The organism is Pseudomonas sp. 313, from assembly GCF_000316965.1.
GTDB classification, from domain to species: domain Bacteria; phylum Pseudomonadota; class Gammaproteobacteria; order Pseudomonadales; family Pseudomonadaceae; genus Chryseomonas; species Chryseomonas benzopyrenica.
This window is the reverse complement of record NZ_ANBZ01000024.1, coordinates 267,946-283,677: the sequence shown is the minus strand read 5'-3', so window position 1 is coordinate 283,677 and position 15,732 is coordinate 267,946. Positions and strand designations below refer to the sequence as shown.

Annotated in this window: 16 protein-coding genes; 3 read left to right on the top strand and 13 right to left on the bottom strand. The window is 66.6% G+C overall.

The genetic code is table 11. From position 1 onward, the window contains the following. Nucleotides 1-3 precede the first annotated feature (3 nt). Genes C722_RS0104725 through C722_RS0104715 form a run of 3 tightly spaced genes read right to left on the bottom strand, consistent with a single transcriptional unit; the run spans nt 4 to nt 3,135 of the window. Nucleotides 4-639 carry a LysE family transporter gene (locus tag C722_RS0104725; protein ID WP_017639404.1) on the bottom strand — a complete coding sequence of 212 codons (636 nt, stop codon included), beginning with the start codon at nt 637-639 and terminating at the stop codon, nt 4-6. A 4-nt stretch (nt 640-643) separates the two neighbouring features. Further along, nucleotides 644-1,222, bottom strand: coding sequence for a mechanosensitive ion channel family protein (locus tag C722_RS24620; RefSeq protein WP_017639403.1), 579 nt, complete (start codon nt 1,220-1,222; stop codon nt 644-646). Further along, complete coding sequence (locus C722_RS0104715; RefSeq protein WP_017639402.1) at nt 1,222-3,135, bottom strand: ATP-binding cassette domain-containing protein; 1,914 nt, start codon at nt 3,133-3,135, stop codon at nt 1,222-1,224. The genes C722_RS24620 and C722_RS0104715 overlap by 1 nt, the downstream gene beginning before the upstream one ends. 47 nt (nt 3,136-3,182) lie before the next feature. Here C722_RS0104715 and C722_RS0104710 point away from each other — a divergent pair, with 47 nt between their 5' ends. Continuing rightward, nucleotides 3,183-3,647: a TIGR02444 family protein gene (locus tag C722_RS0104710; RefSeq protein ID WP_017639401.1), complete on the top strand. Its 465-nt coding sequence runs from the start codon at nt 3,183-3,185 to the stop codon at nt 3,645-3,647. On the opposite strand, the gene C722_RS0104705 is transcribed toward C722_RS0104710, so the two are convergent. From C722_RS0104705 to C722_RS0104670, 8 genes are all read right to left on the bottom strand, one after another. Continuing rightward, a complete protein-coding gene (locus tag C722_RS0104705; RefSeq protein WP_017639400.1) occupies nt 3,644-4,120 on the bottom strand; it encodes an Rsd/AlgQ family anti-sigma factor in 477 nt (158 codons plus the stop codon). The two genes, C722_RS0104710 and C722_RS0104705, sit on opposite strands and share 4 nt — an antisense overlap. Before the next feature lie 304 nt (nt 4,121-4,424). Continuing rightward, entirely contained in the window at nt 4,425-4,910 is a 486-nt protein-coding gene (locus C722_RS0104700) for a disulfide bond formation protein B (RefSeq protein WP_017639399.1), read from the bottom strand. Nucleotides 4,911-4,998: 88 nt separating this feature from the next. Beyond that, nucleotides 4,999-6,207 (bottom strand): heme biosynthesis HemY N-terminal domain-containing protein, encoded by a 1,209-nt coding sequence (locus C722_RS0104695; protein ID WP_017639398.1) that lies wholly within the window; start codon nt 6,205-6,207, stop codon nt 4,999-5,001. Continuing rightward, entirely contained in the window at nt 6,204-7,370 is a 1,167-nt protein-coding gene (locus C722_RS0104690; RefSeq protein ID WP_017639397.1) for a uroporphyrinogen-III C-methyltransferase, read from the bottom strand. The genes C722_RS0104695 and C722_RS0104690 overlap by 4 nt, the downstream gene beginning before the upstream one ends. A 17-nt stretch (nt 7,371-7,387) precedes the next feature. Then, nucleotides 7,388-8,146, bottom strand: coding sequence for a uroporphyrinogen-III synthase (locus tag C722_RS0104685; protein WP_017639396.1), 759 nt, complete (start codon nt 8,144-8,146; stop codon nt 7,388-7,390). Next, on the bottom strand, nt 8,143-9,081 hold the full coding sequence (gene hemC / locus C722_RS0104680) for a hydroxymethylbilane synthase (protein WP_017639395.1): 939 nt from the start codon (nt 9,079-9,081) through the stop codon (nt 8,143-8,145). Before hemC ends, C722_RS0104685 begins: the two co-directional genes overlap by 4 nt. Nucleotides 9,082-9,174: 93 nt before the next feature. After that, the gene (locus tag C722_RS0104675) at nt 9,175-9,921 is read right to left on the bottom strand and encodes a LytTR family DNA-binding domain-containing protein (RefSeq protein ID WP_017639394.1); all 747 of its coding nucleotides are present in this window, start codon (nt 9,919-9,921) and stop codon (nt 9,175-9,177) included. A gap of 4 nt (nt 9,922-9,925) precedes the next feature. Continuing rightward, nucleotides 9,926-11,002, bottom strand: a complete 1,077-nt coding sequence (locus tag C722_RS0104670; RefSeq protein ID WP_017639393.1) for a sensor histidine kinase — start codon at nt 11,000-11,002, stop codon at nt 9,926-9,928. Between the two features lie 128 nt (nt 11,003-11,130). Between C722_RS0104670 and argH the strand changes: the two genes are divergently transcribed. Next, entirely contained in the window at nt 11,131-12,525 is a 1,395-nt protein-coding gene (gene argH, locus C722_RS0104665; RefSeq protein ID WP_017639392.1) for an argininosuccinate lyase, read from the top strand. Between the two features lie 278 nt (nt 12,526-12,803). Then, nucleotides 12,804-13,568 carry an endo alpha-1,4 polygalactosaminidase gene (locus tag C722_RS0104660; RefSeq protein ID WP_242455144.1) on the top strand — a complete coding sequence of 255 codons (765 nt, stop codon included), beginning with the start codon at nt 12,804-12,806 and terminating at the stop codon, nt 13,566-13,568. A 225-nt stretch (nt 13,569-13,793) separates the two neighbouring features. On the opposite strand, the gene C722_RS0104655 is transcribed toward C722_RS0104660, so the two are convergent. Both C722_RS0104655 and C722_RS0104650 read right to left on the bottom strand, forming a co-directional pair. Continuing rightward, nucleotides 13,794-14,669, bottom strand: a complete 876-nt coding sequence (locus C722_RS0104655) for an NAD(P)-dependent oxidoreductase (RefSeq protein ID WP_017639390.1) — start codon at nt 14,667-14,669, stop codon at nt 13,794-13,796. A gap of 36 nt (nt 14,670-14,705) precedes the next feature. Beyond that, nucleotides 14,706-15,692 (bottom strand): magnesium transporter CorA family protein, encoded by a 987-nt coding sequence (locus tag C722_RS0104650; RefSeq protein WP_017639389.1) that lies wholly within the window; start codon nt 15,690-15,692, stop codon nt 14,706-14,708. Nucleotides 15,693-15,732 lie beyond the last annotated feature (40 nt).

Sequence of the window (15,732 nt, the reverse complement as noted above, 5' to 3'; positions counted from 1 at the left end):
GCTTCACACCGCGGCGCGGCGCACCGTGGACAGCAGCGCCGCGGCGGCGAGGAACAGGCTGGCGAAGACCCGGTTGGTGATGCGCTGCTGTCTTGGCGTGCGCAGCAGGGTCAGCACCCGGGCGGCCAGACCGGTGTAGCCGGCCATGACGATCAGGTCGACGGTGACCATGGTCGCCCCGATGATCAGGTACTGCGCAGCCAGGGGCGCGTGGGGATCGACGAATTGCGGCAATACCGCGAGCAGGAAGATCAGCGCCTTGGGGTTGCTCACGTTGACCAGGAACCCGCGCATGACCAGGGCGCTGATACGCGGTGGCAGACGTTCGCCGACCACCTGCTCACCCAGGTCCAGCGGCGCGGCGCGCCATTGGCGGATGGCCAGGTAGGCGAGATAGGCCACGCCGAAACTCTTGATCAGGGTAAAGGCCAGCTGCGAGGTCGCCAGCAAGGCGCCGACGCCCACGGCGACCACGGCGATCTGCAGCGCCAGGCCCAGCTGCAGGCCCAGCGCCGTCCAGTAGCCACGCCGGAAACCGTGGTTGACGCCTGCGCTCATGGAGGCAACGGCGCCTGCACCTGGCGAGAGGCTGATCATCCAGCAGGCGATGAAGAAACCGGTCCAGACCTGCAGACTCATGGGTTCACCTGTCGAGATGGAAATCGAAGGAGCCATCGGCATCGCGCCAGCGGCGTACCGACTTCTGGAAGAACTGGGTGTTGGGAATCTGCACCAGTGCGCCCTCCTGGTTGTCGTCCAGTTCCTGCAAGGTCACGAAGAGCATGTTGATGGCCACCACCCGGCCCTTGATGCCGGGCTTGTCCGAGGCGTCCAGCACCTCGATGCGATCACCCAGGCGGAAGGGTCCGACGGTAAAGATCAGCACTGCGCAGAACAGGTTGGAGAGCACGCTCCAGATGGCGAAGAAGGCCACCGCGGCCACGGCGACGAAACCGGAGATGGCCGTCCAGAGCACCGCCGCGGACACCCCGAAGCGCTCCAGGGCCATAAGGATGGCGCTGCCCATGATCAACCAGCGCAGGGTCCCGCGCAGCCCCAGGACGATCTGCGGCGGCAGCGGATAGCGCTCGCCCAGGCCGGTGACCGTGCGGGCCACGATGCGCTGCAGCACGTAGCCGATCAGCAGCACCAGGGCGACCTGGCCGGCCACCAGCAGGTAGTCGCCCCAACCCGGTAGCCAGGTGTGCAGCCACTCGATCATCAGGCCCCCTCGAGTTCGGCTTGCAGGCTTTCCAGCCGTTCCAGGGCCTCCAGCCACTGCTCTTCCAGTTCGGCCTCGCGGGTCTTGGCGGCGGCCTGATCGGCCAGCGCCTGGCGCAGCTCCTCCTTGCGGGCCGCGTCATAGAGGCCGCTGTCACCCAACCGAGCTTCCAGGGCGGCGAGTTTTTCCTGCAGCTTGCCGAGTTCGGCTTCCAGCTTGTCGGCGGTCTTCTTCAGCGGCGCCAGCTGCTGGCGCAGGGCGGCAGCGGCCTGGCGCTGGGCCTTGCGATCGGTCTTGTCGACCGCGGCGCCCTCGCCGGCGGCGAGGCCTGGCTCCTGACGGGCGCGGAAATCCACCAGCCAGCGGCTGTAGTCGTCCAGATCACCGTCGAAGGCCTGCACCTTGCCATCGGCCACCAGCAGGAATTCGTCGGTGGTGCTCTTGAGCAGGTGACGGTCGTGGGAGACCACCAGCACCGCCCCGGCGAATTCCTGCAGGGCCAGGGTCAGGGCCAGGCGCATGTCCAGGTCCAGGTGGTTGGTGGGTTCGTCCAGCAGCAGCAGGTTGGGCTTCTGCCAGGCGATCAGCGCCAGGGCCAGGCGCGCCTTCTCGCCACCGGAGAAATTCAGCACCGCTTCGTCGCAGCGCGGCCCGCGGAAATCGAAGCCGCCGAGAAAGTCGCGCAGGCTCTGCTCGCGCTCGCCGGGGGCGATGCGCTGCAGGTGCAGCAGCGGACTGGCCTTGGCGTCCAGCGAATCGAGCTGATGCTGGGCGAAATAGCCGATGGCCAGGTTCTCACCACGCTGCAGCCGGCCGCCGAGGGGCTCGAGTTCCGCGGCCAGGGTCTTGATCAGGGTCGACTTGCCGGCGCCATTGGGGCCGAGCAGACCGATCCGTGCGCCCGGCGTCAGTTGCAGCTTGACCGGATGCAGGATGGTGGTCTCGCCGTAGCCGAGCCGACCCTCGGCCAGATCGAGCAGCGGGCTGGACAGCTTGTCTGCCTCGCGGAAGACGAACTCGAAGGGCGAGTCGACATGGGCCGGCGCCAGCTCTTCCAGGCGCTCCAGGGCCTTGATCCGGCTCTGCGCCTGACGGGCCTTGGTGGCCTGGGCCTTGAAGCGGGCGATGTACTTCTCCATGTGGGCGCGCTGGGCCTGCTGCTTGTCGTAGGCCTGCTGCTGCTGCGCCAGGCGTTCGGCGCGGGTGCGCTCGAAGCTGGAATAGCCGCCGCGATAAAGCACCAGTTTCTGCTGGTCCAGGTGCACCACATGATCGACCACGGCATCGAGGAAGTCGCGGTCGTGGGAGATCAGGATCAGGGTGCCGGGATAGCCCTTGAGCCAGTCTTCCAACCAGAGGATGGCGTCCAGATCCAGGTGGTTGGTGGGTTCGTCCAGCAGCAGGAGGTCCGAGGGGCACATCAGCGCCTGGGCCAGGTTCAGGCGCATCCGCCAGCCCCCGGAGAAGTCGCCGACCTGGCGCTCCATCTGTGCGGCGGTGAAGCCCAGACCGGCCAGCAGCTTGCGCGCCCGGGCATCGGCGGTATAGCCGTCGGCGGCCTCGAAGTCGGCATGCAGCCGGCCGAGGGCGTTGCCGTCCTGGGCGGCTTCGGCCGCCGCCAGCTCGCGCTGAATGCGGCGCAGGTCGATGTCGCCGTCCAGCACATAGTCCACCGCCAGCCGCTCCAGGGTATCCACCTCCTGGCGCATGTGGGCGATGCGCCAGGCCGCCGGGATGTGGCAGTCACCGGCGTCGGCCCCGAGCTGCCCACGCAGGAGGGCGAACAGACTGGATTTGCCGGCGCCATTGGCACCGATCAGACCGGCTTTCTGGCCGGGATGCAGGGTCAGCTCAGCGCTTTCGAGCAGACGCTGGGGACCACGCTGTAGAGTAAGGTTCTGTAGTCGGATCATGGCGGCGGAGTGTAGCAGCTCCACCACCCACGAATGGGGAGGCGGACATGCAAGAGGACCTGTGGGAATTCGCGTTGGCAGTATACGCCCGGCCCGGCGTGGAAGGCGCCTGTTTGCGTCTGCAGGAGGCTGGCGCCGATGTCTGCCTGGTGCTGACGGCGCTCTGGCTGGATCGGCGCGCCTGCGCCCTGGATGCCGAGGGGCTGACCCGGCTGCAGCGCGCCTCGCGGCACTGGCAGGACACGGTGGTGCGCCCCCTGCGCCAGTTGCGGCAGGCCTGGAAGGCGCCGTCCGGCGCCGACGAACGCCTGGCGGCGCTGCGCGAACAGCTCAAGGGATTGGAATTGGCCGCGGAGCGTGAACAGCTCGCCCGCCTGGCGCGACTGGCCGGACATTGGCCGTGCCGCGATGCGCAGGACTCAAGGGGCTGGCTGCATGCACTGGCACCGCGCGAGGCAGTGCCAGCGGACCTCGACCTGCTGGCCGAGGCGGCACGAGCGATCCGGGTCTAGACTGACGCCAGCCGCGGTTGCTGGTGCGAGGTGTGCAGCACCTCGATCAGGCAGTCTTCCAGCTCGAAGCGCTCGCGCAGGGTTTCACCCAACAGCTTGAGTTCGATGGTCAGCAGACCCGGGTCCCGATAGGCCCCGCGCTCGAATCTGTCGTTGAAGTTCAGCGCGGCGTCGGTCAGGGCCTGCAGGCGCGGATAGACGCTGTCGGCGAACTCGATGGCGCGCTCGTCCTGGAATTCCCGGGCTTCGGCCACCAGTTGCTCGTAGATCTCGAAATGCGCGGTGGACATGTAGTCGACCAGCATGTCGCAGAGTCGCTCCAGTTCGCTCACCTCGCGTACCGGTGCCAGCAGGGGCTCCATGTCCAGGGTTTCATAAGCGGTCACCAGCTCGCGGCGGGCAATCAGCCAGCGGTCGATCAGCTGGTGGACCCCACCCCAGCGTTCCTGGGCATTGCGGCAGGTTTCTAGCATGACGGCAGCTCTCTATGCGGGCGAAACGATCCGGGCGCAGGCACCCGGCTGTTATCAGGAACTATACCGACATCGTCCCGCCAGGCGAGTGCCGTTGCTCGGAGAAAGGCCTGGTGTGGTGTTTCAGAAGTTACCTCCACAATTTTGGCGGCGCTTTTTCTCCGCAGCGGCGGACCGCCTTGGACGTCGTTGCCACTCCTCGCCATAGCCCTGCTATGACTCGTCCCGGCGCCTAGTCCATTCGGGGCGCCGAACCGAACAAAAATCACTCGCCAACTCTTGCGCGAACTTCAGAAACACCACACTAGCGACGGCGGAAGATCTTGATCAGGCTCAAGGCCATGAGCACCACGAAGGCCAGCAGGCTCCATTCCGGGATGCTCAGGCCGAACAGCGTCCAGTTGACCTCGGCGCAGTCGGCGGTGCCGTGCAGCACCAGGCGGATGATCTCCTGGAAGGGCAGTGCCTGCATCATGTAGTCCAGGCTCGGCAGGCAAGCCGCCAGCTCTTCCGCCGGTACCGTCTGCAGATAGACCTGGCGACCCGCGGTGGCGGCGCCGGCCGCAGCCAGCAGCAGCAGGACCACGCCATAGATGCGCCGCCCACGCTTGCCGGGCGCCTGGATGCCCGCGATCAGCGCCACCACCCCGACCAGGATGAAGAAGATCCGCTGCACGACGCACAGCGGGCAGGGCTCGAGGCCGACCACGTGTTCAAGATAGAGACCGACACCCATGAGCACCGCACAGGTGGCGGCCATGAACAGAAAGATGAAGCGGGGACTATTCACGGACGCGCCGTCTCCAGCAAGGAATTGGGACGTTACGGTAGTGAAAGCCCGGGCACCTTTCAAGGACCCGGGTAGACGAGACGCGCCGTCAGACCCTGGGGGTCGGCAGCGACGTGGCATCCGACTCGCGCCATTGACTCTGCAGGAGCTGCTGACTGCGGTTCACATCGCCAAGCTGGATGGCCACCCGGGCCAGTTCGCCGGCGGTAATGGCAGACGGCCGCTGCGCCAGGCTGCGCTCCAGGTACTCCCGCGCCTTGCCCCACAGCTGGTTGTTCATGCACAGCCGCCCCAGGGCCAGCAGCAGCACCGGATCCTGGGGCCGATCCTTGAGCCAGCCTTCGGCATGGTGCAGCGGCCGGCTGGCGTCACGGGGACGCAATTGGCCATAGAGTTCGACCAGACGCTCGTCCCACTGGCGATTGAGGGTGATGTGCAAGACCTCTTCGGCCAGATCGTCGCGGCCGATGGCACGCAGCTGACGGGCATAGGCCAGCACCACCGAGGCATCGCCCTTGAGCGCCGTCGGTACCTGCTGCCACTGGGCATCCACCGCCGATTCCGCGCCCTGGGCGGGGACCTCGTCGAGGGTGGCGATCCAGACCTTGCGTTCCAGGTCGTCCTGCTCCTGGGGCCGCAAGACCTGCTGCTTGCGCAGCTGCGGCAACAGAGCAATCAACGCCGGCCAGTCGCGCAAGGTCACCTGCAGGCGCTGCAGCTGCAGCAGCACCTCGCCATTCTTCGGATACTTGGCCTGCAACGGCGCCAGGCTGTCGCGGGCTTCCAGGTACTGGCCACGATCGATCTGCAGCCGGGCCTGCTGCAGGCCGATGGCCAGGTCGGCCTGGGGCTCACGCTCGCGGGCCTGGCGCAGCAGGCGATCGCGCTCTTCCAGGTCGCCCAGTTCGTTGGCGGCGCGGGCCGCGCCCAGCAGCACGAACAGCGGCTGGTCGGCGTGCTCGGCGGCGCCCTTCAGGTGCTTGAGCGCACCGCTCCAGTTGCCTTCGGCCAGTTCCAGCTGGCCCTTGTGGCGCGCCTGCTCCAGACGGCGTTGGCGATTATGCCGCGACCAGGGATTGAGCACCTTGCCTGTCAGGCCCAGGGCGCCCAGCACCAGCTTGAGGATGTAGAGCGCCAGCCAGACCGCCACCAGCAGGGCCAGAAAGGCCCAGAGACTCGATTCGTAGCGGAAGTTGCTGTAGGACAGCAGCACGTAGCCCGGCTCCTTGGCCAGCACCACGGCAACGCCCAGGCCGACGAGCAGGGCGAACAGGAACAGCAGGTACAGGCGCTTCATGGGCGATTCTCCTGAGCCGCGCCGGCGGCGGCATTGTTCGGCTGGATTTGCTGACGTTGCGCGATGTAGGCCTGCAGCGCGGTCAAGGCCGGCGTCAGGTCAGGCGCTTCGAAGGTGACCGGCCGCTCGGCCAGCTCCTGCAGGCGCAGCTTGACCGCACGGCTGTCGGGATTCTGGTTGTTGAAGTGGGCGGCGAGGACGTCTTCGGCCTGCTCGATGGCGAGTCGATAGACCTCCTGATTGCCGTTGAGCACGGCCCACTGCGCCTGCTCCAGTGCCAGGCTCATGGCCAGGCGCACCTGGGCCAGGGACTCCTCGGCCAGCAGCGGACGGATCGGCTGGTCGGCGGAAAAGTCGATGCGGAAATAGCTGGAGATGCGCTGGCGGAAATCCTGCCACCATTGCTGCAGGGCGTTGCTCGGCGGGACCGCGGCCTTTTCCACGCCGGGCTGGTCGGCCACCGTGGTGGAGAAGCGCGGCGGCAGGGGCTCCAGGCTCTGCACCTGGTTGCGCAGCGAGGCCAACTGGACGAACTGCCCGGTACGATCCAGATCAGGCAACTGACGCAGGGTCTGCTGGGCATTGGCCACCTGCTGGCGCGCGTTGAAGGCGGCCGGATCGTTTTGCGCCTTGAGGATGTCATCGACGCCCTGCAGCAGATTCTGGGCACTGGGCACATCCTGCAGCGCGACCATGCGCAGAGTCGCCATGCGCAGCAGGTGCTCGGCTTCGGTCAGGCGCCAGGCCTGGCGACTCTGGCCGACCACCTCCTTGAACTGCTCGGCGAGGTGCTGCTGATCGCCCTGCAGCGCGCCCAACTGACGGCGACGCTCTTCCAGCTCGTTGGCCGAAGGCAGACGCCCCAGATCGGCACTCAAGGCCTGGTTGCGCATTTCCAGCTGGCGCAGCTGGCTGCGCAGATCCTCGGCCTGGGCGGCCTGGCCCTGCTCGGCCTGCCGCACCTGCTGCAGTTGCCAGACGCTCCAGCCACCGACACCCAGGCCACCGGCGGCTACCAGCAGGGCCAGCAGCGCCAGACCGGACGCCTTGCCCGACCCCTTGCGGCGCGCACCCGCCGGAGGGGGGGGCGGCGGCGGCGAGGCGGGAGTCACGACTGGATCGGGAGAGACGTCGTCGGCGCGGGGGGCTTGAGTTTCGCTCACGGGAATTCCTTGTAGGGTCAATCCGGATGGTGATGGGCAAGCGCGGTGATCAAGGCGCTGGCGCTGGCGCCCTGGCACTCGATGATGAGTTCGCAGCCGCTGGCGCGAGCCAGTTCGGCCACACGGGCGCTGGGTACCAGCAGGGGATAACGGCGCACCGCGGGCCAGTCCGCACCCGCACAGGCCTGCAGATGCGCGAAACCCTGCCCACTGCTGACCATGATGGCATTCAGGCGTTCCGCTGCCAGGGTCTCTAGGACCTGCCCTGGCGGGTACTCCGGGCACTGGCGGCGATAGAGTTCGAGTACCTCGACGCGCGCGCCGCGGGCGGTGAGGGTTTCGACCAGCAGATCACGGCCGCCCTCCCCGCGCAGGAGCAGCACCTCGGGTTCCGGGCGCTGCAGGGCTTTCTGCAAGGCCGGCAGCGCCAGCAGGCCTTCGCTGTCTTCGCGCTGGGGATGATGCACCTGCAGTCCATAGTCTTCGAGCACGGCGGCAGTGGCCGCGCCCACGGCGAACCAGGCCTGCAACGGGGGTTGCGGCCAGTAGCGGTCCAAGGCGGCGAGCCCCAGGCGAGCGGCCGGCTTGCTCACCACCAGCACGGCGGCATAGCGGTCCAGATCGAGCCAGAGGGTGCGCTGCTCGGGGGTTTCCGCCAGCGGCTGGAGTTCCAGCAGCGGCAGACTGGCACTGGCGATGTCCGCCGCGGCCAGGGCGTTGGCCAGGGGTGGATTCTCCTCCGCCGGCCGGGTCAGCAGCAGTCGCCAGGCGCTCATGATGCGCCGGAGGCCCCGTAAACGGCGTCGAGAATGCCCTGGGCGCCCTGGGCCAGCAGGTCTTCGGCCACGGCTACACCGAGACCAGCCGGATCGTTGACGGGACCACGGGCTTCGGCGCGTAGCAGCAGGCCGCCATCAGGCTGGCCGACCAGCCCACGCAACCAGAGCAGCTCGCCTTCCTGCACGGCATAGCAGGCGATGGGCACCTGGCAGCCGCCGTTGAGGCGACGATTCAGGGCGCGTTCCGCAGCGACTCGGCGCTCGGTGTCGAAATGGTGCAGGGGTTCGAGCAAGGCATGGACCTCGGCATCGTCGGTCCGGCATTCGATGCCCACGGCACCCTGGCCACCTGCGGGCAGGCTGTCTTCGACGGTCAGGGATTCACGGATGCGCTCGGCGAAGCCCAGGCGGATCAGGCCGGCGGCGGCCAGGATGATGGCGTCATAGTCGCCGGCGTCGAGCTTGGCCAGGCGGGTATTGACGTTACCGCGCAGGAAGCGGATCTCCAGGTCCGGCCGCAGGGCCAGCAACTGGGCCTGGCGTCTCAGGCTGGAGGTACCCACCACGCTGCCCTGGGGCAGATCGGCGAGTCGCGCATAGCGATTGGAAACGAAGGCGTCGCGCGGGTCTTCCCGCTCGCAGATGGCGTATAGCCCAAGGCCCGCGGGAAATTCCATGGGCACGTCCTTCATGGAGTGCACGGCGATGTCGGCGCTGCCGTCGAGCAGGGCGTTTTCCAGCTCCTTGACGAACAGACCCTTGCCGCCGATCTTGGCCAGCGGCGCGTCGAGCAGCTTGTCGCCGCGACTGGTCATGGGCAGCAGGCTCACCCGCAATCCCGGATGCGCCGCTTCGAGGCGGGCTTTCACATAGTCGGCTTGCCACAGTGCCAGGGCACTCTGGCGCGTGGCGATACGGATTTCGCGGAGCATGGGCATTACCGGCACGTCAGATTGCCGGCCATGATAGCAGGTCGACCGGCGCCCCTCCCCCGCTACGCGCCAGTCATCGACCCGGAAGCGACGTCAGATGCTGTGCATCAGGCGGCGCACACCGGCCACATGGCGGCGGCTGACGGTCAGGGCATCGCCGTTCATGCCCTTGAGGAACAGCTGGAAGTGGCCCAGAGGGGTGCGCTGCAGACGCTCGATGCGCTCGCGGGAGACCAGCGCATTGCGGTGGATACGTACGAAGCGCTCGCCGAATTCGTCTTCCAGAGCCTTGAGTGGTTCGTCCAGCAGGACCTCGCCACCCGAGTGTCTCAGGGTCACATATTTGTGGTCGGCGATGAAGTAAACCACGTCGTCCAGCGGAATCAGCTCGATACCCTTGCGGGTCCGGGCGCTGATATGGCTGCGCGGCCCCGGACCACCGCTGGCCGGCGGCTTGGTCAGGGCGGCGAGCTGCATCCGGTTCGGACGCTGGGCCTTGCCCAAGGCGGCAGCCAGGTCTTCCTGGCGCACCGGCTTGACCAGATAGCCAACGGCACTCACCTGGAAGGCGTCGAGCGCGTATTCATCGTGAGCGGTCACGAAGATCACCGCGGGCGGCGATTCGCGCTCGCAGAGTCGCGCGGCCACCTGCAAACCGTCCAGACCCGGCATGCGGATGTCGAGCAGGACGATGTCAGGCTTGAGGTTTTCGACCAAAGCGAGGGCTTCCTCACCGTTGGTGGCTGTTGGCTCCAGGGCGGTGTAACCGTCCAGTTGCCCCACCAGACGGGCCAGACGCTCGCGCGCCAAGGGTTCGTCATCGACGATCAGGACATTCATAAGCTCAGGCTTCCCGCATGAGTCGCTCGCATGGATAGCGAAGAGACGTTGTATGCCGCTGGTCGCGGCGTTCGATTTTGAGACTCGCAGCTGGTCCGAAAAGTGCCGTTAATCGCGCCTCGATATTGCTCAAAGCTTGACGAGTACCCTTTGGCGGGCGGGGCTGCTGCTCCACCTCGGGATCGTAGGGGTTACTGATCACCAGTTCGAACACCCCTTCTCGGTAAGTGGCGAAGATGGTCACCAAACCGCCTTCGATACGCGGCGCGACGCCGTAGATCAGGGCGTTTTCCAGCAGCGGCTGCAGAGTCAATTGGGGAATCGGCAGATCCGCCGGCACTCCGTCCACGTCCCACTGCAGTTGCAGGCGATCACCCAGGCGCAGGCGTTCGATCTCCAGGTAGCGGCGCGACAGCTCCAGCTCCTGGGACCAGCGCACCTTGGTGCCGGGCTGGGCCAGGCTGGCACGGAACAGGGCCGAGAGGTCCAGCACCGCGCGCTCGGCCTTGTCCGCATCCAGGGCGATGAGACTGGCGATGCTGTTCAGACTGTTGAACAGGAAGTGCGGACGGATGCGCGCCTGCAGGGACTCGATACGCGCGTGCAGTTCGGCCTGCTGCTGGCGGCGCCACTGGCTCTGCAGCCAGAAGTAGCGCAGCAGCAGCATGGACATGATCAGGGCGATCAGTGCATGGCGCATGTACAGCCGCACCTCGCCGGTCCGCTGCAGCGGGCCGGCCAGTTGCAGCCAGTCGGCCACCAGGGTGCAGAGCAGGGTCAGGGCCACCACGATGGCGCAGCAGAAGCCGCCAGCCACCACCGGGCGATGCCGCGCGAGCCAGGGCCGCAGGCGACAGAGCAGCGCCGCCGACAGCAGCACGATCCATTGCACGAACAGCGACACCAGCGCCAGCCGGATCCAGTTGAACTGCAGGGTGAAGGGCTCCGCCAGGACCAGGACCAGCACCAGCAGCTCGGCCAGCACCACCAGCACGAGCAGGGCTTCCGGTTCGCAGAGCGCCGGGACGAAGAAGTCGTCGACCTTGACCGGCCGAGGGGTTTTGCGGCGTTCGAGTATCATGGAGCCAGTGTGGGTCAGATACCACTCGTCGGCAAGTCGGCTCCGTTGAATCGGGCCGGAACCCGCTCAGGACTGCTATCATCGGCCCCCTCTCACTTCCACCGACAAGCCCAGCAGCAGGCCGATCCATGAGCAGCGAAAAAACCAACCAGTCCTGGGGCGGACGCTTCAGCGAACCCGTCGACGCCTTCGTCGCCCGCTTCACCGCTTCGGTGGACTTCGACAAGCGCCTCTACCGCCACGACATCCTCGGCAGCCAGGCCCATGCGCGCATGCTGACCCAGGCCGGCGTGCTCAGCGAAGCCGAGCGCGACGCCATCGTCGCAGGGCTGGACGAGATCCGCCGCGAGATCGAGGCTGGCACCTTCGAGTGGCGCGTCGATCTGGAAGACGTGCACATGAACATCGAGGCGCGCCTGACCGAGCGCCTGGGCGTGGTCGGCAAGAAGCTGCACACCGGCCGCAGCCGTAATGACCAGGTGGCCACCGACATCCGCCTCTGGCTGCGCGACGAGATCGACGCCATCCTCGTCGAGCTGAATCGCCTGCAGGCCGGCCTGCTGCAACTGGCCGAGACCGAAGCCGACACCATCATGCCCGGTTTCACCCACCTGCAGACCGCCCAGCCGGTGACCTTCGGCCACCACCTGCTGGCCTGGTTCGAGATGCTTTCCCGCGACCACGAGCGCCTGGTCGACTGCCGCAAGCGCGTCAATCGCATGCCCTTGGGCAGCGCGGCCCTGGCCGGCACCACCTACCCCATCCAGCGCCAGGTCACCTGCGAGCTGCTGGGCTTCGAGGCCATCGGTGGCAACTCCCTGGATGGCGTCTCGGATCGCGACTTCGCCATCGAATTCTGCGCCGCCGCCTCCCTGGCGATGATGCACCTGTCGCGCTTTTCCGAAGAGCTGGTGCTCTGGACCAGCGCCCAGTTCCAGTTCATCGACCTGCCCGATCGCTTCTGCACCGGCTCCTCGATCATGCCGCAGAAGAAGAATCCCGACGTTCCCGAACTGGTACGCGGCAAGACTGGCCGGGTGTTTGGCGCCCTTACCGGCCTGCTGACCCTGATGAAGGGGCAGCCGCTGGCCTACAACAAGGACAATCAGGAAGACAAGGAACCCCTGTTCGACGCCGCCGATACCCTACGAGACTCCCTGCGTGCCTTCGCCGACATGGTCCCGGCCATCAAGCCCAAGCGCGAGATCATGCGCGAGGCAGCGCGTCGCGGCTTCTCCACCGCCACCGACCTTGCCGACTATCTGGTGCGCAAGGGCCTGCCGTTCCGCGATTGCCACGAGATCGTCGGCCATGCGGTGAAGTACGGCGTGGATAGCGGCAAGGACCTGGCCGAGATGAGCCTGGACGAACTGCGTCGCTTCAGCGATCAGATCGAGCAGGACGTCTTCGCCGTCCTGACCCTGGAAGGCTCGGTCAATGCCCGCGACCACATCGGTGGCACCGCACCGGCCCAGGTCCGCGCCGCCGTGAAGCGCGGCCGCGAGCTGCTGGCCAAGCGCTGAAAGCTGTCTTGCGCTCCCCACCGCCTCTCAGCGGTGGTTGCCCGGGAGCAGGCAGAGCCGTCCATCGGACGGCTCTGCCTGACGGAGAGCCAGGCCGTATGGCCTTGGTAGCACTGTGCCCGCCTGCAATCCGTCTACGACAGGGTTCTCTGGCTGAAGGCCTTGGCAGGCCGCTAAGCGGCCGCCGACCAGCCGTCGATAGGCACGACCACCGGCACTCAGGACAGTGACCAGGCCGCCGATACTGGAAACTTGACCAGCCGTTCGAGTCAAGTCTCATGCGCCTTTCAGCCTGCTCCATCCTGCTTTGCGGAATGTTCGCCGCGGCTTCCAGCCAGGCCGCCCTGCCGCCGCCGCTGCCACAGACGCTCACCTGGCATGTCCAGCTGAACGGCGTGCTGCAGAAGCCCAATCGCACCCTCTACGACATCGATCTCTATGACACCAGCAAGGCGGTGATCGCCAACCTGAAGGGCAACGGGAAGACGGTGATCTGCTATTTCAGCGCTGGCACCTGGGAGGACTGGCGGCCCGATGCCGCTCTCTATCCCAAGGCGGCCCTGGGCAAGGCGTTGGACGCCTGGCCGGGCGAGCGCTGGCTGGACATCCGTCGCGCCGACGTCCGCGTGCTGCTGGCCAAGCGCCTGGACCTGGCGGTACAGAAGGGCTGCCAAGGGGTGGACCCGGACAACGTCGACGGCTACTCCAACCCCAACGGCCTCAAGCTGACCAAAGCCCAGCAGCTGGACTTCCTCAACTGGCTGGCCGACGAGGCGCACAGGCGCAGTCTGCTGGTGGGTCTGAAGAATGCCGTGGACCTGGTGCCGAGCCTCTACACCAAGTTCGACTTCGCCCTCAACGAGAGCTGCTACGACTACGCCGAGTGCAACGCCTACAGCTACTTCCGCACCCAGAAGAAGCCGGTGATGATCATCGACTACGGTCTCTACAGCACCAAGCGCTGCAGCCAGGCCAAGACCTCGGGCTACAACCTGCAGTTCTACCCGCTGTCGCTGGCGGCACTGGGCACCGCCTGCAAGTAGCCATGGCGCGGGATCTGGGTCAGGTCGCGCGAGCCACGCCCAACGCGGCTTGGCCGACGCGCAGCGGATTTTGAGCAGGCGCTCAGAACTTGTTTACGATCTTTTGGACTAGAGCCAGACAAGGCAAAAACAGCTGAGGAAGCGCAGTTTACAAGTTGTAAATGAGCATTCCGAAGCTGTTTCTAACGCCGTATGGCCGACGGCCAGGAGATCGTAAACAGGTTCTCAGTCGAGGCCGGCCTTCTTGTGCGATCTCTGCCCCAGCGCGATCCAGTCCAGATCGCCCTCGCCCTGGGCGACCGCTTCCAGCAGGTTGTCTCTCAGGACGCTGGCGAAGGGTAGCGGCACCGCCTTTTCCTGCCCGGCCGCCAGGGCCAGGCCGACGTCCTTGAGCCCCAGGCTGAGCTTGAAGGCCGCCGGCGAGAATCGTCGCTCGGTCAGCAGGCGTCCGTAGTTTTGGTACACCGGGGCGGCGAACAGGGTGCTGGTGAGGATTTCCAGCAGCGCTGCCGGCTCCACGCCATAGCTGCGGGCCAGGGCGGTGCTCTCGCCCATGGTCTCGATGGCGCTGGCGATCATGAAGTTGCCAGCGATTTTCACCACGTTGGCCTGGCGCGGCTCCGCGCCCACCGGCCAGGTCTTGCGTCCCAGCACGTCGAGCAGCGGCTGGACGCGCTGGATCGCCTCGGGCTCGCCGGCCACCACGATGTTGAGCTGGCCACTGGCAGCTACGTCGGTGCGGCCGAAGACGGGTGCCGCCACATAGCCCAGGCCGGCCTCGGCATGGCGCGCGACCAGTTCGTCCACCAGGGCCACCGACAGGGTGGCCATGCTGACGTGGATCAGCCCGACCCGTGCCTGCTCAAGGGCGCCGCTGTCGAGGATCACCTCGCGGGTGGCGGCGTCATTGGCCAGGATGCTGAAGACCACCTCCACGTCGAAGGCCTCCGCCGGCGTCGCCGCCGCGCGGGCACCCTGCTCGACCAGCACCTGGACCGGCGCCTGGGAGCGATTCCAGACCACGACCTCATGACCGGCCTTGAGCAGATTGGCGGCCATGCCCTGGCCCATGCCACCCAGGCCAATGAATCCGATACGCATAGTGTTGCCTCCTTGAGGTGCGATGGATGCCGCCGGCTACAGCCAGCGGCGAAACTTGAACCAGGCATAGGGAATCAACGCCGAGACCACCATGGCGCCCAGCGCCAGCGGATAGCCGAAGTGCCAGTCCAGCTCCGGCATGACCTTGAAGTTCATGCCGTAGACGGTGCCCACCAGGGTCGGCGGCAGGAACAGCACCGAGGCGATGGTGAACACCTTGACGATGTTGTTCTGCTCCACGCTGATCAGCCCAAGGGTGGCGTCGAGCAGAAAGCCGATCTCGCCGTTCATCTTGGCCTGGTAGTCGCTCAGCGAGCGGACGTCGCGCTCCAAGGTCTTGAACCAGGTCTTGGCCGTGCCGGAGATCCAGGTGGCGCCCGCCCGGCGCAGGTAGGAGACGATGCGATTGATGCCCAGCAGACTCTCGCTGAGCTGGGCCAGCAGCTGATTGCTGCGCCCCAGCTGCTTGACGATGGATTGCAGGTCGGTCTTGGGCTGCTGCTTTTCCTGCGGTGAATCCAGGGGTTCGCGAAACACCGCCTTGGCCAGGCGATTGAGATGCGCCTGCACCGATTCGAGGATGTCGGCCACCCGGTCCACCAGGCTATCCAGCAGCGAGGCGAAGATGACATCGCTGCGACAGTGCTGGCTCGCCTGCTGCTGGGCCTTGCCGAGAAAGGTCTTGAAGGCCGCCAGTTCGGCGTAGCGCACCGTTACCAGCCACTCGGGCGTCAGCACGAAATTGACCACCGAGGCCTGCGGCTGATGCTCGCTGAAGCCACTGACGACGGTGGTGGTCAGGTGCAGAGCCTGGTCGGTCTGGTAGAGTCGCGAGGATTCCTCGATCTCGGCGATCTCTTCCCGGGTGGGGATGTCCATCGCCAGTGCCTGCTCCAGATAGCGCTCCTCCGCCTCGCTGGGGTCGAGCAGATCGACCCAGAGCAAATCGTCCGGCAGCGCGTCTCCCGGCGACAGCGGCTGGGCCACCAGCTCGTTGGCGGACAGGCGATAGCAGGTGATCATCGAGAAGACTCCAGGCCAGCATCAGGGGTCGCACTGTAAC